Here is a 21,190-nt window from a genome sequence, read left to right as displayed (position 1 = left end):
GCCCCCAACGTTACGCGAGCCGCGCCGGGTTCCCCATGACGGTCGTCACCCGTGGACAACGCGGCGCCGCCCGAGCAGCACGACAGCCAGTACGGCGGCCGCGAACGCGCAGACCGCGGCCCCGGCGAAGATGGTGTGCACCTGGGCGATCGCCGCCTCGCGCAGCGCGTCGACGAACGGGCGGCAGGTGCCGGGGCTGCCCGGGCACAGCTCGTTCGGGGAGGGGATGTCCTCGGCGAGCGCGTAGTACCGGCGCAGTCCGATCGCGGTCAGGGCCGAGACGCCGACGAGCATGCCGACCATCCGGGCGACGACGACCAGCGCGCTGACCAGGCCGTGGCTGTCCTGCGGGGTCGCGCCGAGCATGGCCGTGTTGACCGGCGACAGCGCGAGTCCGAAGCCGAACCCGCAACCGAGCAGCACGAGCGTCGCGGGCACGGTGTCGAGCGCGTCGCGCCCCCAGAAGGCCATCAGGACGAACATCAGCCCGGCCAGGGCGAGTCCGGCGGCGGTGATCAGGCCCAGGCCGTAGCGCCGGGTGAGCCAGCCGCCGGCGACCGCGCCGAGCGGGAGCGCGATCAGGAAGCGCAGCAGGACGAGGGCGGCGGCGAGCTGGCCGCCGCCTTGCGTCGTACGGGCGAAGACGGGGATGTCGACGAGGGCCGCGATCAGCGCGGCGCCGACGAGAAAGCTGACCAGGAGCGAACCCCAGGCGGCTGGGTGCTGGAGGAGTCCGGCCGGAATGATCGCAACCCGCCGCGGCGGTGTGAGCCGGTCGGCGGTGGACGCGACGTCGCGGCCGGGCTCACCACTCGTCGGGAGGGCACCCGGCGTGGACTCGGTGCTCGCTGAGGCGGGGCCAGTTTCGGGGCTGAAGGCGACATCTGCCGGCCCGGGTGTCCCTAGGTGGCGTTGCCAGGCGGCGAAAGCGATCGCGAAGACGGCTGCCGCGACGAGGAGCCAGGGGCCGGCGGGGGAGAGGACCTCGCGTTCGGGATCGGCTGTGGCGAAGGCCAGTACGACGCCGGCCAGGGCGAGGGCGAGCAGAAGGGCGCCGACGAGGTCGATCTGGGCCAGCGCGCGCAGGTTCGTCTTGTGCAGGAGCAGCGCCAGCCAGGCGATCAGGAGGATCGCGGTGATGACGCCGATCGGGGTGAGCAGCCGGGAGTCACCGGTGAACGGGATGAACGGAAGCCCGAGCGTGATGCCCGTCGCCAGTCGCTCGGGTGCGGTGAGAGTCAGGCCGAGTGCGACGCAGGCGAGGAGACCGACCGCGGAAGAAATCGGTGGGCGTTGGCGACCGCGGAGGAGGACAGCGAGCACGACCGCGACGACGAGGTTGAGCCAGAAGATGTAGCGCCAGTCGGCGACGGCCAGCACGGCGGCGCCGAGCAGTGGGCCGAGGACCGAGCCGAGCTCCTGGACCGCGCCGACCACACCGAGCGGGAGCCCGCGCTTGGCGGGTGGCCAGAGGTCGGCGACGAGCGCGAGGGTCGCGGGAACGAGGCCGCCACCGCCGATGCCTTGCAGGAAGCGCCCGGTGACGACGAGCGAGAGGTCGTACGCCGCGGCGGTGATCAGCGAGCCGACGGCGAACAGCAGGAGCGCGCCGACCAGGACCGGTGTCCGGCCGACGACGTCGGTGATCCGGCCGATCAGCGGCAGGACCGCGATGTAGCCGAGGAGGAAGCCGGAGATGATCGGCGCGGCACGCTGGAGCTGGTCCGCGGACAGACCGACCCCGGACATCATGTCCGGGAGGGCAAGGACGACCACATAGGTGTCAGCTGCCGCGAAGGCGACAGCTATGGAGGCAAGAGTCAGTCTGGTTCGAGCACTTCCCACCGCCGCGACCTCTGTCACGGCTTGGTGATCTCCACCGTTTCGCCGTACCGGTCGAGGGTGAGGTCGTAGCTGCTGGTAGCGCCGTCGTAGAACGGGCCGGTGATCGTGGCGGACACCAACTGCTTGGTGTCCTTGTCGATCTTGAAGCTGCTCGGGAAGTCCTGGTCGGCCGGTGCCTTCGGGAAGATGCCCTGCAGCGTCTTGCCCTGAACCGCGCCGGTGATCTCGGTGAGCACCTTCGAACCGTCGCGGGTCTCACCCTTGACGGCCGGGTTCTTCAGCGTCGGGAGCACCGCGGTGACGCCCTTGTTCGGGTCGAGCAGGATCGCCGGGTCGGGCGCGCCGAGCCCGGCCAGCTGCGACGGCGGCAGCTCGATGAACTTCGGGGTGAACGGCAGCTTGGCGTAGACCTTGCCGCCGACCGCGACCACCTCGGCGTCGATCGGCGAACCGGCCGCGCGCACGGTCAGCTTGCCCTTGAACGCCGGCGCGTGCGTCGCGACCCCGTCGCCGTTGGCCAGCGTCTGCGCCGTGTCGGGCAGGTCCCGCCCGGTCAGTACGACGTGCACGCTGGCCGCTTCGTCGATCGTCTTCTTGACCTCGGTCAGCAGCGCCACCGGGTCGTCGCCGGTCTTGCCGTCGCCGCCCCCGTCCTTCTTGTCACTGCAGCCGGTCAGCGCGAGCACGAGGACCGCACCGACCGCGACCAGTCTCTTCATGGGGTCAGCCTGCCAGGTCCGGGGCGCAGGCAGCGATCGGCTGCGCCACCGGTACGCCGGAACCGTCGCGCCGCGGGTCGATCGGCGGCAGGTCCACCGGCGCTCCGCTGGTCGCGCTGGCCTTGACCGGCGCCGTACCGACGAAGCCGAACAGCAGCCCGTCCTCGCCCTTGAGCAGGCGCTGGCAACGGACACCACCGGTCGCGCGGCCCTTGGCCGGGTACTCGCTGAACGGCGTCACCTTGACGGCGCCGACCTCGGTCCCGGGCAGCGCCGACGAGGAGCCGGCGATCGTGACGACGTGCGACTCGCGGTTGGGGTCGACGGCGCCGAAGTACACGACCTTGGCGCCGGCCGACAGGCGGATGCCCGCCATGCCTCCCGCCGTACGGCCTTGCGGACGCACCGCCGAGGCGCTGAAGTGCAGCAGTTGCGCGTCGCTGGCGATGAAGCAGAGCTCCTCCTCGCCGGTGGTCAGCTCGACCGCGCCGACGACCTCGTCGCCGTCGGCGAGCCGGATGACCTCCCACGAGTCGCGGTTGCTCAGGTGGTCGGGGACGATCCGCTTGACCACGCCGGTCGCCGTACCGACGGCCAGGCCGACGGAGTCGGGGTCCATCGTGGTCAGCGCGAGCGCGCGCTCGCCGGGCTCGAGCTCGACGAACTCGGGGATCGGCGCGCCACCCTGCAGGTTCGGAGCGCTGGCCGTGGTCGGGACGGCCGGGAGGTCGAGCGACTCCAGCCGGATCAGCCGGCCGGCGCTGGTGACCAGACCGTACTGGCCGCGGGCGGTGCTCTTGATCGCGGAGACGATCGCGTCGTGCTTGGCCCGGCCGTCGCCCTCGCCGAACGGCTCGACCCCGTTGGTCCGCGCGAGCAGACCGGTCGAGCTCATCAGCACCCAGCACGGGTCGTCGGTGACCTCGAGCGGGACGGCGGCGGTCTTGGCCGCGCCGGACGACTCCAGCAGCACCGTACGGCGCGGGGTGCCGTAGGTCTTCGCGATGTCGGCGAGCTCGTCGCCGACGATCTTCTTCAGCAGCGGCTCGTTCTCGAGGATGGCGGTCAGCTTCTCGATCGTCGCCTCGAGCTCGGCCTTCTCGGTGTCCAGCTCGAGCTTGGAGAACTTGGTCAGCCGGCGCAGCGGCATGTCCAGGATGTAGTTGGTCTGCACCTCGGACAGGTCGTAGATGTCCATCAGCCGGGTCCGCGCGGCGGCCGCGTCGTCGCTGGTCCGGATGATCTGGATGACCTCGTCGATGTCGAGGATCGCGACCAGCAGACCGTCGACGATGTGCAGGCGGTCCTCCGCCTTCTTCTTGCGGAACTCGCTGCGCCGCCGGGTCACGTCGGAGCGGTGCTCCAGGTAGACCTCGAGCAGCTCCTTCAGGCCCAGCGTGCGCGGCTGGCCGTCGACCAGGCAGACCGCGTTGATCGAGAAGGAGTCCTCGAGCGGGGTCAGCTTGTAGAGCTGCTCCAGCACGGCCTCGGGGACGAACCCGTTCTTGACCTCGATCACCAGCTGAGTGCCGTGGCTGCGGTCGGTCAGGTCCTTGACGTCGGCGATGCCCTGCAGCTTCTTGGCCTGGACCAGCGTCTTGATCTTCTCGATCACCTTCTCCGGGCCGACCGTGTACGGCAGCTCGGTGACCACGATGCCCTTGCGTCGCGGGGTGACGTTCTCGATCCGGGCGGTGGCTCGCATCTTGAAGCTGCCGCGGCCCGCCGCATAGGCGTCCTTGATGCCTTCCAGGCCGACGATCTTGCCGCCGGTCGGCAGGTCCGGGCCGGGGATGAAGCGCATCAGGTCGTCGAGGTCGGCGGTCGGCGTCTTGATCAGGTGCCGCAGCGCCTGCACGACCTCGATCAGGTTGTGCGGGGCCATGTTCGTCGCCATGCCGACCGCGATCCCGGTGGCGCCGTTGACCAGCAGGTTCGGGAAGGCGGCCGGGAGCACCGACGGCTCTTCCTCGCGGCCGTCGTAGTTCGGCTTGAAGTCGACGACGTTCTCGTCCAGGCCGTCGGTCATCGCCAGCGAGGGCGGCGCCATCCGGCACTCGGTGTACCGCATGGCGGCGGGGCCGTCGTCGAGGGAGCCGAAGTTTCCGTGGCCGTCGATCAGCGGGACCCGCATCGACCAGGGCTGCGCGGTGCGGACCAGCGCGTCGTAGATCGCGCCGTCGCCGTGCGGGTGGTACTTACCCATCACTTCACCGACGACGCGGGCGCTCTTCACGTGGCCGCGGTCGGGGCGGATGTTGTTCTCCGCCATCGAGAACAGGATCCGCCGCTGCACCGGCTTGAGGCCGTCCCGGGCGTCCGGCAGCGCCCGGGAGTAGATCACCGAGTAGGCGTACTCCAGGAAGCTGGTGCGCATCTCGTCGGAGACGTCGACGTCGAGGATGCGCTCCTCGAAGTCCTCGGGTTCGGCGGTGGTGCTGGTACGGCGTGCCATGCGGGTCTGTGTACTCCTCGGTGGTGCCGGCTGTTACGCGCCGCGGCGGGCTGGCGGCAGCGCCATTGTCCCCGGTCACCCCCGCGATCCACGGCAGCGACCCGGCCCAATCGCGCCAACCCTACGACGCCCCACGGACAAGCCGCGCCGCCCGGCCCGATCTGCTCCGGGCGGCGCGGTGGTGACGGCTTGTTCACCACCGGTGCCGGTGGTGAACAAGCGATCAGCCGTTGCTGCCGGTGATCACCAGATCTTGTCGTCCGGGGTGGACGTGATCCGCACCGAGTCGGCGGTGATCCGGACGGAGTCGTCCGTGATGCGAACCGAGTCGTCGGTGATGCGGACCGAGTCCGGGGCGTCGCTGGTGATCCGGACGGAGTCGGCCAGGGCGGTGGCCGGGGTGGCGAGCAGTCCTGCGGTCAGCAGGGCGCCGGCGATGATGCGGGTGCGCATGGTGGTCCTTCCTGTTCGGCCGGTCTGCGGAGCGGGTGGGGGATCCATCGGCTCGGACCGGTGCTTCGATCGTCGGTACGCCGGGGGCCGGTGGCGGGTGGTTGTCGTGAGGTTCGAAGGGTTTGTGCCGGCGGTCGCCGGGTGTTACTCGGTCGCGGCCGAGGGGTGGGAGTTGCGGAGGATGAAGGCGGTCGGGGCCAGCGCCGAGCCGGCGGTGAGGATGAGGCAGATCGCGCCGATGCCGAGCAGGGTGCCCCAGGGGACCGTGGTCGGGACGTCGGTGAGGCCCTCGCTCATCGCGTGGCGGATGAGAGCGCCGACCGTGACCGTGATGACGGTGCCCAGGGTGAGGGCGACCGCGCCGACCAGCGTGGACTCCCACAGGACCATTCGGCGGATCTGCGCGGGCGTCGCGCCGAGCAGGCGCGAGGTGACGAACTCGCGGCCGCGCTGGAGGCTGCCCATCAGGAGCGTGTTGACGATCGCGATCGCGCTGTAGAGCGCGGCGGGGCCGAGCAGCAGCACCAGGCCGAGCTGGTTGCCGTCGCGGACCCCCTGGCTCTGTTCGGCTTCCCAGGTGGCAGCCGGTACGGCGTGCGCTCCGGGGATGGTGTTGAGCGTGACGATCAGCTGGTTGGTGTCGACGCCCGGCTCGGGCAGGACGAACCACCGATCCGGCTGGGCCTTCGGGGTGTGCGCTTGGGCGAACTCCCGCGACACGAGCATCGAGGCGTTGACCTCGGCCGCCGTACGGACGATCGCGACGACCTTCAGGTGGCCGGAGGTGCCGTCGAGGTAGGTGACCGGGATGTCGGAGCCGAGCTTGTAGCCCTCGTACCCGGCCAGTTCCTTGCTGATGGCAACGGTGTTGGCGCCGCCGAGGCCTGCGAGATCGCCGGAGAGCGCTTCCAGGCGGCGCGCCCGCGGCGCGATCGTGGTGTCGATGCCCTCGACGCTCTCCATTTCGGCGGAGTCGGCGTCCGTGCGGATCACGGTGAGAGGGATCGCCGCGTCGGCGGCAGCCACGCCGGGGGTCTCGAGGATCTGCTGCGTGGGATTGTCCGGACTGGTGACGACGATCGGCGCGACCAGGGTGTCCCGGATGCTCGCGGTGGACGCGTCCGCGGCGAAGCTCAGGGTGAGCACCATCGAGCCCGCGATCGCGGAGATGGCCAGGATCGGCGCCGCCAAGGACGCCGTACGCCGGGGTGCCGCGACGACGTTGCTCTTGGCGAGCCGGCCGGAGACGTTCGTCCAGGCGACGAGCGGGACCGCCAGCAGGCGGCCGACCGTCGGGACGACCAGCGGCGCGAGCAGCGTGAGCGCGACCACGAGCAGCATCGGCGTGAACATCGCCAGCGGGATCACTCCCTCACCCGTGCCCGGCCGAATCAGGGCCAGCAGCACGATCGAACCGGCCAGGACCAGTACGCCGAACACCACGCGCACGGGACCGATCCGCGGCGGCTCCAGCGCGGCCTCCCGCAACGCGTCGACCGCGCCGATCCGCCCCGCGCGCCGCGCGGCCGACCGGGCGCCGAGCATCGCGACGACGATCCCGATCCCCATCGCGATCGCCAGGGCGACCCACGGGCTGGCCGGTTCGAGCTTGACCGGCGCGAGTTCGGTGTACGACGCCTTCGCGAGCAGCAATGGCGTCGCCAGTTGCGCCAGGACGGCGCCGGTGACGGAGGCGGCGACCGCGACGACCAGCGCCTCGCCGAGGATCATCCGGCGGATCTGCTTCGGCGTCGCGCCGACCAGGCGGAGCAGTCCGATCTCGCGGCGGCGGGACGCCACCGCGAACGCGAACGTGCTCGCGATGACGAAGATCGTGATGAACCCGCTGATCGTCCCGACCATGCTGAGCACGACCTGCAGGCCGGACACGTCCTCACCCGTCGGGTTGACGTGCACGGTCTGCGGGGCGGTGCCGTCGCCGCCGGGCAGGTGGACGGCGATGGTCGTTCCGGGCGGCGCGTCGTACGCGATGGTGGCGGCGGTGGCCGTGGCGGCGAGGCCGAGCAGGAAGACGCCGACGGCGAGCGCGACGAACGAACCGGCGTACAGGGAGCGGTGCCGGCGGACGGTCTGCCGGCTGAGGAAGAACATCAGCGCTCCAGGTCGCTCATCGCGGCGGCGATCTGCTGCGGGGTGCCGCGGTCGAGCGACCCCGCGACGACGCCGTCGGACAGGAACAGCACGCGGTCGGCGTACGCGGCGGCGACCGGGTCGTGGGTGACCATGACGACGGTCTGGCCGCTGCGATCGGTTGCTGTGCGCAACAGTTCGAGGACCTGGCGGCTGGTGCTGCTGTCGAGCGCGCCGGTCGGTTCGTCGGCGAAGAACACGGCCGGCTGGGTGATCAGCGCGCGGGCGATCGCGACGCGCTGCTGCTGGCCGCCGGAGAGCTCGGCGGGGCGGCGCTTGGCCTTGTCCGCCAGGCCCACCTGACGGAGGACGTCGTCGACGTCGGTACGCCGGGGGCGCTTGCCGGTGAGGCGGAGCGGGAGGGCGACGTTGTCGTGGACCGTGAGCGAGGGGAGCAGGTTGTAGGCCTGGAACACGAAGCCCATCTGCTCGCGGCGGAGCTTGGTCAGCGCCACCTCGTTGAGCCCGTTCAGCGGGATGCCGTTGAGCACCACCGCGCCGGTGGTGGGCTTGTCGAGGCCCGCCGCGCACTGCAGCAGGGTCGACTTGCCGGAGCCGGAGGGGCCCATCACGGCGGTGTAGGAGCCGCGCTGGAAGTGGTAGGTGACACCGCGCAGGGCGTCGACGGCTCCGGCCTTGGACTTGTACGTCTTGGTGATCCCGTCGAGCAGCAGAGCGGGAGGGATCGCCCGGGGCCCAGGCGGCTGCTGAGCGGTGGCGGGATCTGGGTGCTGGCGCAGGCTGCTGGTCATGGTTCTAGCGAACCGTCCGGCAGGGCTCGGCGCGCTGGCTTGGGAGGTACTCCTGAGGTAGCGCGTGAGCTACCGTGCGGCGGCCTTGCGGGGACCTAGGGTTGCGGTGTGCAGCAACCGGGGTCGGCTTGGGCGGCGCTGACGATGCCGAGGTATCTCGTGTCGTCGTGGCCGTGGCGGAGCTATGCCTACCTGCTCAGCTCGGTGCCGGTCGGTCTGCTGACGATCGCGGTGCTGCTGGTCTCGGTCGCGGTGAGTGCGGTGCTGAGCCCGATCGTGATCGGGGTGCTGCTGCTCACCCTCTTCCCCCTGTACGGCGTCGTCATCGGGAACGTCGAGCGGTGGCGGGCGCGGCTGGTGCTGCCCGGCGGGATCGCGAGCCCGCACGCGAAGATGCCGCCCAACATGACCCGGCGCGAGCGGCTCAAGTTCCGCCGGCGCGAGCAGGCGTCGCTGCGGTCGCTCGGGTACGGCGTACTGCTCGGCACCTTCGTCTGGTTGTTCAGCGCCGCCTTCGCCGGGCTGAGCGCGGTGACGCTGGTGATCACGCTGATGGCGCCGATGATCGCGACCGACGACGAGATGGGCATGGGCCCGTGGATCCTGGACACGACCGGTGAGGGGGTCCTGTTCCTCTTCACCTTCGGGCCGTGCTTCTACGTCGTCTCGTCGTACCTGATCGGCGTACTGGCTGCGGCCGAGGCATCGCTGGCCAAGTCGCTGCTGGGGCCGCGGGAGGACGAACTGCGCCGCAACGTCGCCGAGCTGCGCAGGTCCCGGCTGGACCTGGTCGACGCGTTCGAGACCGAGCGGGCCCGGATCGAGCGGCACCTGCACGACGGTGTGCAGCAGCGCCTCGTCGGGCTCACCATGACGCTCGGCCTGGCGGAGCTGGACCTGCCGGATGGTGAGAGCAAGCGGCTGGTCGTCAAGGCGCACGGCGAGGCCGAGGCTGCGCTGGCAGACCTGCGGGAGGCCGTGCGGGGCATCCACCCGCGGGTGCTCGTCGACCTGGGGCTTGAGGCCGCCGTACGGGAGGTGGCTGACCGGATGCCGCTGCCGGTGTCGGTGCAGGTGTCGCTGCCGGACCGGCTGCCGGCGCCGATCGAGGCGGCGGCGTACTTCTTCGTCAGCGAGACGCTGGGCAACGTCGCCAAGCACGCGAACGCGACGAACTGCCACGTGCAGGCCTGGGTCAACCGCGACCGCCTGGTCGTGACGGTGACCGATGACGGTCAGGGCGGCGCCGACCCGGCGCAGGGGACCGGTCTGACCGGACTGGTGACCCGGCTGGACGCGCTGGGCGGCACACTCGACCTGTCCAGCCCACCGGGTGGGCCTACTCGACTACGGATGGAGTGCCCGTGCCGGCTCGACGACTGAGCATCGTGCTCGCCGAGGACTCGATGCTGCTGCGCGAGGGGCTGGCCAGCATTCTCGACCGCGCCGGGCACGAGGTTCGCGACGCCGTGGGGGACGGGGACGCGCTGCTGGCCGTCGTACGGAAGTCTCCGCCGGATGTCGTGATCACCGACGTGCGGATGCCGCCCGGGCACAGCGACGAGGGGCTGCGGGCGGCCGCGGCGATCCGGGCGGAGCTGCCGTCGATCGGGATTCTGGTGCTGTCGCAGTACGTCGCCGACGCGTACCTGTCGTCGTTGCTGGAGACAACGACTGGCGGGATCGGGTATCTGCTGAAGGACCGGGTCGGGCACGTGACGGAGTTCCTGGCGTCGCTCGACCGGGTCGCTGAGGGCGGGACGGTGGTCGATCCGGAGGTCGTGCGTCAGCTGCTGGCGCGGCGGCGGGACGACGGGCCGCTGGCGGCGCTGACGCCGCGCGAGCTGGAGGTGCTCGCGCTGATGGCGGAGGGCCGGGTCAACGCGTCGATCGCCGCGGAGCTGGTGGTCAGCGAGGCGGCGGTGCGGAAGCACGTCGGGAACATCTTCGCGAAGCTGCAGCTGGAGGACGGGCTGGATCGGCGGGTGTCCGCCGTACTGACTTATCTGCGTCGGCAGGCTTGAGGTTTGCCGGCCGAGGGAAGATTGCTGCATGGCGAACTGGGCTGACGAGAGCGATATCCGGAAGATCCTGGCCGACTGCCAGACGTGGGCCGTGGTGGGACTGTCGAACAACAGCAGCCGGGCGGCGTACGGCGTGGCGCGATTCCTGCAGCAGCACGGGAAGCGGATCGTGCCGGTGCATCCGTCGGCGGAGACGGTGCACGGGGAGCAGGGGTACGCGTCGCTGGCCGACATTCCCTTCCCGGTGGACTGCGTGGACGTGTTCGTGCGGTCGGAGCTGGCGGGGGCGATCGCGGACGAGGCGGTGGGAATCAACGCGCGGGCGGTCTGGTTCCAGCTGGATGTGGAGGACCCGGACGCCTACACCCGGACGACGGCCGCGGGACTGACGATGGTGATGAACCGCTGCCCGGCGATCGAGTGGGGACGCCTGGGCCCGAACTGACCGTTCCGTTCTGAGGGGTTCACATGTTCACGATCGACACGTCCACGGCGTTCGGCGCGCGGATCGCGAAGCAGTTGGCCGACGAGCAGGTGCTCTGGCTGACCACCGTCGGCAAGTCCGGCACACCGGCGCCGAACCCGGTGTGGTTCCACTGGAACGGGCGGGAGCTGCTGGTGTTCTCGCAGCCCGCGAAGGCGAAACTGCACAACATCGAGGCGCGGCCGCGGGTGTCCGTCCACTTCAACGCTACGTTCACCGGCGGTGACGTGGGTGTGCTCTCGGGGTCTGCTGTCGTCGATCCGTCGGGTCCGACGGAGGAGGAGAAGACGGTGTACGACGCCAAGTACGCCGAGGGGCTGGAGAGCTTGAGCATGACGCCGGCGGATTTCCACGCGGACTACTCGGTGCTGATCCGGATCACCCCGGACAAACTGCGGGGCTTCTGAGGCCTGCAATGCGGACGAGCACGTCGTCTGTGGCTGAGCTTGCACCGGCCGGAGGGCAGTTGGAAGCCTGAGCAGCGGGGGCGGGGCGTGGGTGACCTACCCCCGCTGCTGGTGTTCTAGTTGAGGTAGCCCTCGACGGTGTCGGCGGAGCGGGCTTGCGCCTCGTCGGGGTTGTCGCCGTACTCGCGCTTGGCGCGGCGTTGGCGCAGGAGGTCCCAGCACTGGTCGAGCTCGACCTCGAGGGCGCGCAGGCGGGCCTTCTCGTCGGCGTCGTCGACCTGGCCGGCGGCGTGCTTGGTGCGCAGGTCGTGCTCCTCGGCGACCAGGCCGTTGATGCGGTGGAGGATGCTGTTGTCGTCGGTCATGAGGAAACGGTACGCCCGTCCGGCAGCGGGGCGCGGGCAAGGAGCTCCGTGGTGACCAGGATGGCGAGCGCCTCGGCCGCGATCAGGCCGAGCAGGACCACGAGCTGGAGCGCCGCCGCGGCGGTCGGAGACGCCCCGCCGAGCACCATGCCGACGAAGGCGCCGGGCAGCGTGACGAGGCCGACCGTGCGGGTCTGGTCGAGCGCGGGCAGCAGCGCGTCGCCCGCGGTAGGCCCCGCGACGAGCTTGAACGCGTCCGCCGGCATCAGGCCGATCGACAGCCCGGCCTCGTACTCGCCGAAGCGCGCGCCGTACTCGTGCAGCAGCCGGCGGCCGGCGAGCGTGGTCGCGTTCATCGCGCCGCCGATGATGATGCCGCCCATCGGGAGGATCGTCTCCGGGTTGCGCGGGACGACGCCGGGGAGGATGAGCAGCAGCAGTACGACGCACGCGCTGCCGCCGATCGCGAACGCGCAGAACGCGAACTGACCGGGGACGCGTACGGTCGAACGGATCCTTCGGGTGCTCGTGATCGTCGCGACGGTCAGCATCACGCCCACGAACAGGAGCGCACCCCAGATCGTCTGCAGCGCGAACCCGACCACCGCGCCGACCAGCGCGAGCTGGAGGACGGCGCGGATCGCCGCGGTGACGATGCCCTTGTCGTGCCGCAGCTGCACGAACCGGGAGGCTGTGACTGCGATTGCCACCAGCAACGGCAGAACGACGAAGGCGGCAACTCCCAGGCCGGTGTCGGTGGACATCCGGCTATTTCACCACTTTCTACGGCGAGGTCGGCGGCAATGCGGCCGGTGAGCTTGGCGTGGGTTGAGGTTGCACCGGCCGGAAAGAGTAGGAGAGGGTCGGCAGCTGTCCCTGGCTCAGGTTGGCGCCCCGCTCAGCCTTCCTTGAAGTCGGACTCGTCGTAGGCGTGTTCGGTGGGGTTGCCGGTGGCGACCTTTTCCGCCTCGTCCGTGCGGAGCTCGACGCGGCGGATCTTGCCGGAGATCGTCTTCGGCAGTTCGGCGAACTCGATCCGGCGGATGCGTTTGTACGGCGCCAGGTGCTCGCGGCAGAACTGCAGGATCTCCGCCGCCAGCTCGCGGGACGGCTCCCGCCCGGCGGCCAGTACGACGTACGCCTTCGGCACCGCGAGCCGGACCGGGTCCGGCGATGGCACGACGGCGGCCTCGGCGACGGCCGGGTGCTCGATCAGGACCGACTCGAGCTCGAACGGCGAGATCCGGTAGTCGCTGGCCTTGAACACGTCGTCCGAGCGCCCGACGTACGTGATGTACCCGTCCTCGTCGCGGCTCGCGACGTCGCCGGTGTGGTAGAACCCGCCGCGCATCACCTCGTCGGTGAGCGCCTTGGCGTCGCGGTAGCCGCGCATCAGCGGTACCGGCGGGGGAGCGAGCTCGATGCAGATCTCGCCGTCGTCGCCGATCGCGTCCGTGCTCGGGTCGACCAGCGCGATCGAGTACCCGGGCAGCGGCCGGCCCATCGAGCCGAGCTTGACCGGCTGCCCCGGCGGGTTGCCGATCTGCGCGGTCGTTTCGGTCTGGCCGTACCCGTCGCGGATGGTGATGCCCCAGGCGTTGCGGACCTGCTCGATCACCTCCGGGTTCAGCGGCTCGCCGGCCGAGATGCACTCCCGGATCGCCACCTCGACCGCTGACAGGTCGGCCTGGATCAGCATCCGCCAGACCGTCGGCGGGGCGCAGAACGTCGTCACGCCGTACGTCTGCAGGACCTGCAGCATCTTCTCGGCGTCGAAGCGCACGTAGTTGTAGAGGAAGACGGTCGCGCCCGCGTTCCACGGCGCGAACACGTTGCTCCAGGAGTGCTTGGCCCAGCCGGGCGACGACACGTTGAGGTGCACGTCGCCGGGCTGCAGACCGATCCAGTACATGGTCGACAGGTGGCCGACGGGGTAGCTGACCTGGGTGTGCTCGACCAGCTTCGGCTCGCTGGTCGTGCCGGAGGTGAAGTAGAGCAGCAGCGAGTCGTCGGCCGCGGTGTCGACCTCGGGCATCGGCCCGTCGTACTGCCGGGTCTCCTCGTAGTCGAGCCAGCCGTCGACGGGCTCGCCGATGGCGACGCGCAGGCAGTGGTCGGCGACACCGTCGTACCGGGTCGCGTCCGCGCTGGCCGTGACCACAGCCCGTACGCCGCCGCGCGTGATCCGGTCGGCCAGGTCGGCGTCGGTGAGCAGGGTCGTTGCCGGGATCATCACCGCGCCGGCGCGGACGCAGCCGAGCATGACCTCCCACAGCGGCACGGTGTTGCCGAGCACGATCAGCACCCGGTCACCCGGCTGCAGCCCGTGCTCGGTGAGCCATCCGGCCACCTGCCGCGACCGCTCGGCCATCTCGGCGTACGTCAGCGAGTTGACCTCGCCGTCCTCCTCGACGATGGTCAGCGCGGCCACCTCGGGCTGCTCGACCGCGAGCGCGTCGAACCAGTCCCGCGCCCAGTTGAACCGGTCGAAGGCCGGCCAGCTGAAGTCCCGGTACGCCGTGTCGTAGTCCTCCCGGTGCGCGATCAGGAAGTCGCGCGCGTCACGAAAGGCCCGGGTGTTGTCCGAGGTGCTCTGTTCCTCGCTCATGCCCGCACTCTTCCGGACCCCGGTGCCGACGGCAATCCACCCGCGCGGTGAGTCCCGTCACCGGTACGACGGTTACCGCGGGAGGCCGAGGTCCAGGCGGTCGGCCAGTCCGGCGGCGGTGAAGGCGGCGACGAGTTCGTCGCGGCCCTCGGTGAAGTGGGCCCAGCTGTTGTAGTGGACCGGCACCACCCGGGTGGCGTCGAGGAGGCGGGCCGCCTCGGCGGCCTGGGTGCTGTCGAGCACCAGAGCCGCGCCGTCGAACACGGCAGGGATGCGAGGAGCACCGGCGAACAGGATGGCTGTGTCGATCGGAGCGAACTTGTCGGCGATCTCCTGCACGGCCACCAGCGAGGCGTTGTCGCCGCTGACGTAGACGGTCGGCAGGCCTTCGCCGGTCAGCACGAAGCCGACGACCTGGCCGGTGAACGGCTCGACCTCCTCGCGGGTCCCGGGCCCGTGGATCGCCGGGACGCCGGTGACCGTGATCGCGCCGTCGTTCAGCTGGATCGCCTCCCAGTTGGCGAGTCCTTTGGCGTTCTGGCCCAGCCGCTCGGCGCCACCAGTGGTGGTGAGGGTCAGCGGTACGTCGGCGAGCAGCGCGCGGCCGGAGAGGTCGAGGTTGTCGGGGTGCTCGTCGTGGGAGAGCAGGACGACGTCGACGCGGCCGAGGTCGGCCGGGCGCCCCGCGGAGGGTGCGGTCTTGCTCAGGACCCGCCCGCCGCGGTCGTAGTCGCGCGGCTCGTCGAACGTCGGGTCGGTGAGGAACCGCAGTCCGCCGTACTCGAAGACGGCGGTCGGGCCGCCCAGGGCGCGGACCTCGAAGTGCTCGGTGCTCATGATTCTTCCTCACGGATCAGTGATTGGTTATCCGTGAGAACGGTACGACTTTCTCACGGATGATGGCAAGCCGTACCATGAGAGTCATGAGTCCGACCGCCGAGTCCGTCCTGACGCCCGCGCCTGGCGCCGAGCAGTACCTCGCGCTCGATTTCGCCAACAGCGGCTACGCGCTGGCGAACGGCAACTTCGTGGACCTGCTCGGCACGCCGGAGGCGACGAACCGCTGGCTGACCGCGCACGACCTCGCGCCCGACGGCGCCAACCTGCGAGAGATGTGCGCGACGCAGCTGCGCTCGCTGCGCGAGCACGTCCGAGCGTTGTTCGCGGCCCGCGTCGAGGGCATCCCGGTGCTGCCCTCGGCCCTGACTGCCGTGAACGACGCCCTGCGAAGGGTGCCGACGGCCCCCTTGCTGCTGTGGGACGAGAAGTCCGGGCCGTACCGCGAGGCGGCGTGCGCCCCGAACGAGCTGCTCGACCGCGCTCTCGCGACCATCGCCGCCGACGCCGCCGATCTGCTCGCCGGACCGGACGCCGAGCGGCTGGCGGCCTGCGACTCGCCACCCTGCAACCGCTACCTGCTGCGCCACGGACGCCGTCAGTGGTGCTCGACGCGCTGTGGCGACCGGGTGCGCGCGGCGCGGGCGTACGCCCGGCGTACTGCCTGATCTACAACTGCAGGGCGAGGACTGTGCCGACGAGGACGAGCGGGGTCAGCACCAGGCCGCGCCACAGGAACGACCACCAGGAGATGTGCACGCCGGCCGCTACGCAGCGGTCGCGCCACAGCAGCGTCGCCAACGAGCCCCACAGGGTCAGCAGGCAGCCGCAGTTCACACCGATCAGCAGGAGCATCATCCGGTGTCCCTCCGCGGCGGCGACCGGCTCCATCGCCAGGTAGGCCGGGAGGTTGTCGAACAGGTTCGCCCCGGCGGCCGCCGTACCGGTGAGCCTGAGGTCGGAGCCGACACCGCTCGAAACCGTGCCGGCGATGTCGCCCAGCAGCTGCTCGAGTCCGTGCGCCGTGAGCGCGCCCACGACCAAAAACAGCCCGACGACCGTCACGACGAGTCGCCAGGGGACCAGTGACCACTTGAGCGCGGCCCGGCGTCGTCCGGCGAACAGCACCGCCAGCACCACAGCACCGATGCTCGCCGGGATCGCCACGTCGACACCGGACACGAACGCCGGCCCCAGCGCGAGGCAGACCCCGGCGGAGCTCCAGAAGAGGACCTTGTCGTCGACAGCGGGAGTTGCCGGTACGGCGTACTCGCGGCGCAGGTCGCGGTGGAACAGGGCCGCCAGCACAGCCACTGTGATGAGCACAGCGGCCACAGCCGGCCGCCAGCTCAGTCCGAGGTAGTCGGACAGTCCCAGACCGAGCTGGTCGAGGCGGTGCAGGGCCAGCAGGTTGGTGAGATTGGACACCGGCAGCAGCAGGGACGCCGTACCGGCCAGCCAGACGGTGGTGAAGGCGAACAGCTTCGGTGGGATCTCCAGCTGCCGGGCCATCGCCAGCACGACCGGAGTCAGCAGGACCGCGCACGTGTCGAGCGACAGGACGACGGTGAGCGCAGTGGCGAGTACGACGACCAGCAGCCACAGCCGCCAGGTCTTGCCGCGCGCCAGGTGAGCCGCCTCTCGGGCTGCGACCTCGAACACCTTGGCGGAGTCCGCCAGGCCCGCGATGACCGTCACAGCGACCAGAAACACCAGGACGGAGGCGATGCGCTCCAGCACCCCTACCGCGTCGTCCAGCCCAAGCAGACCTGAGACCAGCACGCTCAGTCCGCCGAGCGCGCTCAGCCACCACATGGGCTGAACCCTATGTGGCGGCCTTCCGTGGATCGGAATGGCGTCGTCCCCGCACCGGTCCGGTGAGTAGGCTGATCGGGTGACACCGCCGGAGGAGCCTGACACCGCCGGGCAGACCCTGGCCGGGCTGCCGCTGGCGGGACGGCCGCTGTCCGGGCGGCCCGACGGGTACCCGGCCGAGCTCGAGGCGGACGTCGTACTGCGCGACGGCGCCACCGCGCACCTGCGGCCGATCACGCCGGACGACGCGGACCTGTTGGTCGAGTTCTACGCGCGGGTGTCGGAGCAGTCGAAGTACTACCGGTTCTTCGCGCCGTACCCGCAACTGTCGGACCGGGACGTGGCGCGGTTCACCCAGGTCGACTACCACGACCGGCTGGCGCTGATCGTCACCGTCGCGGACGCGATGATCGGGGTCGGCCGCTACGAGCGGACCGGCCGACGGACCGCCGAGGTCGCCTTCCTGATCGAGGACGCGCACCAGGGTCGTGGGCTCGGGCAACTGTTCCTGGAGCACCTCGCGCAGGCGGCTCGGGAGAACGGCATCACCCGGTTCGTCGCCGAGGTGCTGCCGGACAACCGCAAGATGATCACCGTCTTCACCGAGGCCGGCTACACGGTCGCCCGGGAGTTCGAGGACGGCGTGATCATGGTCGAGTTCGACATCGCGCCGACCGACACGTCGTTCGGGGTGATGCAGGCCCGGGAGCAGCGGTCCGAGGCGCTGTCGATCGCGCGGCTGCTGACGCCCAGCAGCGTCGCGGTGATCGGCGCGTCGCGACGCGAGGGCACGATCGGGAACGCGCTGCTGCGCAACCTGCGCGACGGCGGCTTCCCCGGGCGGCTGTACGCCGTGAACACCGACACCAAGGCCGAGGCGATCGACGGCGTCACGGCGTACCCGACGATCCGCGACGTCGACGACACGGTCGACCTGGCGGTGGTCGCGGTTCCGGCCGAGGCGGTCGTCGACGTGGTGCTGGACTGTGCCGCGAAGGGTGTCCGGGGGCTCGTGGTGGTCTCCAGTGGGTTCGCTGAAGTAGGCGCGGAGGGCCGGCGTCGGCAGCGGCGGCTGGTCGGGCTGGCGCGCTCGTACGGGATGCGCGTGATCGGGCCGAACGCGCTGGGTGTGATCAACACGGCGCCGGGGGTGTCGCTGAACGCGACGCTGTCGCCGCTGATGCCGAGCCGCGGGCGCGTCGCGTTCTTCTGCCAGTCGGGCGCTCTGGGCGTGTCGATCCTGGCGGACATGGTCGGGCGCGGGCTGGGGCTGTCGAGCTTCGTGTCGGCCGGGAACCGGGCCGATGTCTCGGGCAACGATCTGATGCAGTACTGGTACTCGGACGAGTCGACCGAGGTGGTGCTGCTGTACCTGGAGTCGCTGGGCAATCCGCGCAAGTTCAGCCGGGTCGCGCGGCGGCTGGCGCGGCGCAAGCCGGTGATCGCGCTGAAGTCCGGGCGGGCGACGCAGGGTGTTCCGCTGGGACACACCGTACGGCGCAGCCATTTGCCGGCGGCAACGGTCGACTCGCTGTTCCGGCAGAGTGGGCTGATCGGGGTCGACACGACGGGTGAGCTGTTCGACGTGGCTCAGCTGGTCGCGCATCAGCCGTTGCCGAAGGGGCGACGGGTTGCGATCGTCAGCAACTCGGATGCGTTGACGTTGCTGGCGTTGGACACGATGGCCGGCTGCGGGCTGGAGGTGGCGGGGGAGCCGCACACCTTGAGTGCGGATGCTACGGCTGACGACTTCTGCGAGGCGTTGACTTCGGTCATCGCTGACGACGAGGTGCACTCGGTCGTGGTGATCTTCACGCCGCCGGTGCAGTCGAACGTCGCCGAGGTCGCGCAGGTGCTCGCCGCCGCGGCCGCGGGCTCGGACAAGCCGGTGCTGTCCACGTTCCTCGCCTCGCGCAGCGTGCCTGAGCAGCTACGGGTTTCCGACGAGCACGGGGGAGCGGCGCGCGGCTCGATCCCGTCGTTCCTGTCGCCGCAGTACGCCGTGGGCGCGCTCGCGAAGGCCACCCAGTACGCCGAGTGGCGGCGGCGCGCGGACGACCAGATCCCGTCGCTGCCGAACGTCGACTCGGCCGGCGCGGAGGACTTCGTCGCGGAGTTCCTGCAGCGGCACCCGTCCGGCGCGGACCTGGACGACGCGGACCGGCAGCGGCTGCTGAGCTTCTACGACATCAGCGTGCTGCAGGCGTTCCCGGTGCTGTCGGCCGACGAGGCGGTCGCGCGGGCCGCGGAGCTCGGGTTCGAGGTGATCCTCAAGGCGACCGCCGAGCAGTGGCGGATGCGCCCGGACCTGGCCGACATCTGGCGGCACATCCACGACGAGGACGACATGCGCGAGGCGTGGGCCGAGATGACACGGACCTTCGGGGTCGCCTCGGACCCTGGGCGCGCGCAGTTCGTCGTACAGAAGATGGCGCCGCCTGGTGTGCCCGTGGTCATCTCCGCGCAGGAAGACGTTGCCTTCGGCCCGGTCGTCTCCTTCGGCTTGTCGGGCGTGGCGACAGACCTGCTCGGCGACCGCTCGTACCGCATGCCGCCGCTGACGACGGCCGACGCGGCCGAGATGGTCCGTGAGGTCCGCGCGGCCCCGCTGCTCTACGGCTATCGCGGCTCGGACCCGGTCGACATCGCAGCCATCGAGAACTTGTTGCACCGGGTCTCGCGGTTGACGCTGGAGCTGGAGGAGGTCGTCCGCCTGGACCTGCGCTCCGTCCTGGTCGCCGCGACCGGCGCGACGGTCCTGGACACGTCGATCCGGATCGCCCCCAACGAAAAGCCCCGCCAGGACATGCCGGCCCGCCGCCTGACGTGACGGACACGGAATCGGCCGGGCGGAGCGCCGGTCTCCCGACCGCGGCGAGGCTGGCTCCCGCGTTCGGGCTGGGCGAGGTTACTGCTTTCACGCGGGTGGCCCGCGGTGCGATGGGCGCGGTCTGGCGGCTCGAGACACGTACCGGCGTGTACGCCGCCAAGGAGGCTTTCTGGCGGCAACCCGAGGAGGACCTGGTCCGGCGGGAGGTCGACTTCCAGGCGGCCTGCGGCGTTCGCAGCCCCGAACCGCTGACGACGCCTTCCGGCTCGTACGTCGTCGACGGTTGGCGCCTGTACGAGTGGGTCGACGGCGTCGTGCCGCCTCGCGACGACCTCGACGCGATGGTCTGGCTGGCCGAGCAGATGGCCGCGATCCACCGCGTCGCGTGGACCGACGGACCGATGGAGACGAACGCCTGGTACCACCGCGTCGACGTCGACTGGCCGGCGCTGGCAGCGCGAGCCCCGGAGCTGACCGAGTCGGTGCCGCGGCTCGTCGAGCTCACCGGGGTGGTGAACTCGACGAGCCCGGACGATCTCGTCCTGTGCCACCGCGACCTGACGCCGGCCAACGTGCTGATCGGTGCCGGCGGCCCGTATCTCGTGGACTGGGACAACGTCGGGCCGTTGCCGCCGGCGCAGGAGCTTGGCTTCCTGCTGATCAATCACCTCACCGACGAGTACGCCGTACGACGCATCGTCTCGGCGTACCGGAGAGCCGGAGGGCCCGGCGAGCTGACCGGCCCGGACGGTTTCGCGACCGGGCTGGCGATCATGTTGAACTACCTGCACGGGCAGACCAGCGCCGCGCTCGATCCGGAGCTCGCCGACGAGCACCGCGCGTTCGCCGCTAGGCAGCTCGGCGGCCTGATCCGGTCGGTGCCGGGGGTCGGCGTGCTGGAACGTGCGGTTCAGTTCGCGCGGGTGTAGATGCTGTCTGCTCGGTTCAGGTAGCGGTAGTCGACCAGTTGGCGGCGGAGCGTCGCGTAGTCGGCGTGCCAGCGGTGCAGGATTTCGTTGACTTCGCGTTCGGCGTACTGCCGGTTCGGTTCGAACGAGTCGGCCAGGTACTCCAGCACGATCTGGAACTTCGCCGGGACGGTCGGGAAGTGCGTCAGCTTGCCGTCGCGGATGAACGCGCGCAGCACGTTGTCGCGGTCCGGGTCGGCCGAGAGCGGCTCCCGCTCCGGCCGGCTCGTCCGTACGGCGTCCTTGAACGCGCCCTCGTCGGCGCGCAGACCGTTGCCCTCTGCAACGATCAGCTCGCTCTTGCCGAGCCGTTGCAGGGCCTTGGCCACCACCCCGGCCCCGAGGCCGGTCCGCTCCGCAACCTGCTCAGGACTTCCCGCCCCGAGCACGACCGCGGAGTACACCCGCAGGCGGGACGGTTCGGCCAGCAATCCACACAGCTGATCGGCGTTCATGCCATCCACGCTAATGACGGCG

General features: G+C 70.7%; 19 protein-coding genes. 7 read left to right on the top strand and 12 right to left on the bottom strand.

Annotated elements, in window-relative coordinates; translation table 11 throughout:
• Positions 1 to 45: 45 nt before the first annotated feature.
• The 6 genes from ABD235_RS08930 to ABD235_RS08905 form a co-directional block, all read right to left on the bottom strand.
• A complete protein-coding gene (locus tag ABD235_RS08930) occupies positions 46 to 1,845 on the bottom strand; it encodes an MFS transporter (protein WP_344171896.1) in 1,800 nt (599 codons plus the stop codon).
• A gap of 14 nt (positions 1,846 to 1,859) precedes the next feature.
• Positions 1,860 to 2,564, bottom strand: coding sequence for an LppX_LprAFG lipoprotein (locus ABD235_RS08925; protein WP_344171894.1), 705 nt, complete (start codon positions 2,562 to 2,564; stop codon positions 1,860 to 1,862).
• A gap of 4 nt (positions 2,565 to 2,568) precedes the next feature.
• Entirely contained in the window at positions 2,569 to 5,019 is a 2,451-nt protein-coding gene (locus ABD235_RS08920; RefSeq protein WP_344171892.1) for a DNA gyrase/topoisomerase IV subunit A, read from the bottom strand.
• Positions 5,020 to 5,262: 243 nt separating this feature from the next.
• A complete protein-coding gene (locus tag ABD235_RS08915) occupies positions 5,263 to 5,472 on the bottom strand; it encodes a hypothetical protein (RefSeq protein WP_344171890.1) in 210 nt (69 codons plus the stop codon).
• Between the two features lie 144 nt (positions 5,473 to 5,616).
• Positions 5,617 to 7,584 (bottom strand): FtsX-like permease family protein, encoded by a 1,968-nt coding sequence (locus ABD235_RS08910; protein ID WP_344171888.1) that lies wholly within the window; start codon positions 7,582 to 7,584, stop codon positions 5,617 to 5,619.
• Complete coding sequence (locus tag ABD235_RS08905; protein WP_344171886.1) at positions 7,584 to 8,375, bottom strand: ABC transporter ATP-binding protein; 792 nt, start codon at positions 8,373 to 8,375, stop codon at positions 7,584 to 7,586. Before ABD235_RS08905 ends, ABD235_RS08910 begins: the two co-directional genes overlap by 1 nt.
• Positions 8,376 to 8,483: 108 nt before the next feature.
• Between ABD235_RS08905 and ABD235_RS08900 the strand changes: the two genes are divergently transcribed.
• From ABD235_RS08900 to ABD235_RS08885, 4 genes are read left to right on the top strand one after another with little or no spacing between them, the layout of a single operon-like run.
• Positions 8,484 to 9,758: a sensor histidine kinase gene (locus ABD235_RS08900; protein WP_344171884.1), complete on the top strand. Its 1,275-nt coding sequence runs from the start codon at positions 8,484 to 8,486 to the stop codon at positions 9,756 to 9,758.
• Entirely contained in the window at positions 9,740 to 10,399 is a 660-nt protein-coding gene (locus tag ABD235_RS08895; protein WP_344171882.1) for a response regulator, read from the top strand. The genes ABD235_RS08900 and ABD235_RS08895 overlap by 19 nt, the downstream gene beginning before the upstream one ends.
• 28 nt (positions 10,400 to 10,427) lie before the next feature.
• Positions 10,428 to 10,844 carry a CoA-binding protein gene (locus ABD235_RS08890; RefSeq protein WP_344171880.1) on the top strand — a complete coding sequence of 139 codons (417 nt, stop codon included), beginning with the start codon at positions 10,428 to 10,430 and terminating at the stop codon, positions 10,842 to 10,844.
• Between the two features lie 23 nt (positions 10,845 to 10,867).
• The gene (locus ABD235_RS08885) at positions 10,868 to 11,290 is read left to right on the top strand and encodes a TIGR03667 family PPOX class F420-dependent oxidoreductase (RefSeq protein ID WP_344171878.1); all 423 of its coding nucleotides are present in this window, start codon (positions 10,868 to 10,870) and stop codon (positions 11,288 to 11,290) included.
• 116 nt (positions 11,291 to 11,406) lie between these two features.
• On the opposite strand, the gene ABD235_RS08880 is transcribed toward ABD235_RS08885, so the two are convergent.
• From ABD235_RS08880 to ABD235_RS08865, 4 genes are all read right to left on the bottom strand, one after another.
• Positions 11,407 to 11,655 carry a DUF2630 family protein gene (locus tag ABD235_RS08880; protein ID WP_344171876.1) on the bottom strand — a complete coding sequence of 83 codons (249 nt, stop codon included), beginning with the start codon at positions 11,653 to 11,655 and terminating at the stop codon, positions 11,407 to 11,409.
• Positions 11,652 to 12,419, bottom strand: a complete 768-nt coding sequence (locus tag ABD235_RS08875; RefSeq protein WP_344171874.1) for an ABC transporter permease — start codon at positions 12,417 to 12,419, stop codon at positions 11,652 to 11,654. The genes ABD235_RS08880 and ABD235_RS08875 overlap by 4 nt, the downstream gene beginning before the upstream one ends.
• A 134-nt stretch (positions 12,420 to 12,553) precedes the next feature.
• A complete protein-coding gene (locus ABD235_RS08870) occupies positions 12,554 to 14,263 on the bottom strand; it encodes an AMP-binding protein (protein ID WP_344171872.1) in 1,710 nt (569 codons plus the stop codon).
• 72 nt (positions 14,264 to 14,335) lie between these two features.
• Positions 14,336 to 15,100, bottom strand: a complete 765-nt coding sequence (locus tag ABD235_RS08865) for an MBL fold metallo-hydrolase (protein WP_344171870.1) — start codon at positions 15,098 to 15,100, stop codon at positions 14,336 to 14,338.
• Between the two features lie 86 nt (positions 15,101 to 15,186).
• Between ABD235_RS08865 and ABD235_RS08860 the strand changes: the two genes are divergently transcribed.
• A complete protein-coding gene (locus tag ABD235_RS08860; RefSeq protein ID WP_344171868.1) occupies positions 15,187 to 15,768 on the top strand; it encodes a CGNR zinc finger domain-containing protein in 582 nt (193 codons plus the stop codon).
• Between the two features lies 1 nt (position 15,769).
• Here ABD235_RS08860 and ABD235_RS08855 read toward each other — a convergent pair whose 3' ends face one another.
• The gene (locus tag ABD235_RS08855) at positions 15,770 to 16,915 is read right to left on the bottom strand and encodes an ArsB/NhaD family transporter (RefSeq protein WP_344171866.1); all 1,146 of its coding nucleotides are present in this window, start codon (positions 16,913 to 16,915) and stop codon (positions 15,770 to 15,772) included.
• Between the two features lie 79 nt (positions 16,916 to 16,994).
• Between ABD235_RS08855 and ABD235_RS08850 the strand changes: the two genes are divergently transcribed.
• The gene (locus ABD235_RS08850; RefSeq protein WP_344171864.1) at positions 16,995 to 19,745 is read left to right on the top strand and encodes a bifunctional acetate--CoA ligase family protein/GNAT family N-acetyltransferase; all 2,751 of its coding nucleotides are present in this window, start codon (positions 16,995 to 16,997) and stop codon (positions 19,743 to 19,745) included.
• A complete protein-coding gene (locus ABD235_RS08845) occupies positions 19,742 to 20,674 on the top strand; it encodes a phosphotransferase enzyme family protein (RefSeq protein ID WP_344171862.1) in 933 nt (310 codons plus the stop codon). The genes ABD235_RS08850 and ABD235_RS08845 overlap by 4 nt, the downstream gene beginning before the upstream one ends.
• On the opposite strand, the gene ABD235_RS08840 is transcribed toward ABD235_RS08845, so the two are convergent.
• Positions 20,656 to 21,168 (bottom strand): DUF2087 domain-containing protein, encoded by a 513-nt coding sequence (locus ABD235_RS08840; protein WP_344171860.1) that lies wholly within the window; start codon positions 21,166 to 21,168, stop codon positions 20,656 to 20,658. The genes ABD235_RS08845 and ABD235_RS08840 overlap by 19 nt on opposite strands.
• Between the last annotated feature and the right edge of the window lie 22 nt (positions 21,169 to 21,190).

Origin of the sequence: Kribbella lupini (assembly GCF_039529595.1) — a bacterium.
Taxonomy (GTDB): Bacteria; Actinomycetota; Actinomycetes; order Propionibacteriales; family Kribbellaceae; genus Kribbella; species Kribbella lupini.
This window is presented reverse-complemented; position numbering and strand designations above follow the sequence as displayed.